General features: G+C 62.3%; 1 protein-coding gene. It reads left to right on the forward strand.

From position 1 onward, the window contains the following. The coding region (locus tag QSJ95_RS32525; protein WP_502945335.1) for an oxidoreductase at positions 1 to 568 on the forward strand (568 nt) is incomplete at both ends.

Here is a 568-nt window from a genome sequence, read left to right on the forward strand (position 1 = left end):
GGGCGCAGGGTGGTGTCGGCCTGAGCCTCACCGGCAATGTCATGATCGACGGCCGGGCTCGCAGCGAGCCTGGCAACGTGGTGGTGGAGGACGAGCGACATCTGGAGTTCCTGCGCGAGTGGGCACGGAGAGGAAGCAGCGGCGGTACCCAGCTCTGGATGCAGATCAACCACCCCGGGAAGCAGGCGATGAACGGCCTCAATCGGGAGAACCTGGCGCCCTCCGCCATTCCCTTCAACGCGGAGCTGGCTCCCTATTTCCCGACACCCCGCGAAATCCGGCCTGACGAGATCAAGGAGGTCATCGATCGTTTCGCCAGCACCGCTCGTATCGCCAAGAAAGCTGGATTTGGTGGCGTCCAGATCCATGCCGCCCATGGCTATCTGATCAACCAGTTCCTGTCGCCGCACCATAACCGACGCGAGGACGACTGGGGCGGTTCGCCGGAGAAGCGTCGGCGTTTCCTCATGGCCGTCTATCACGCTATGCGAGATGCGGTGGGCCACGATTACCCGATAGGTATCAAGCTCAACTCGGCCGATTTCCAGAAAGGCGGTTACGACGAAGG

Origin of the sequence: Pseudomonas sp. NBRC 100443 (assembly GCF_030268185.1) — a bacterium.
Classification (GTDB): domain Bacteria; phylum Pseudomonadota; class Gammaproteobacteria; order Pseudomonadales; family Pseudomonadaceae; genus Pseudomonas; species Pseudomonas citronellolis.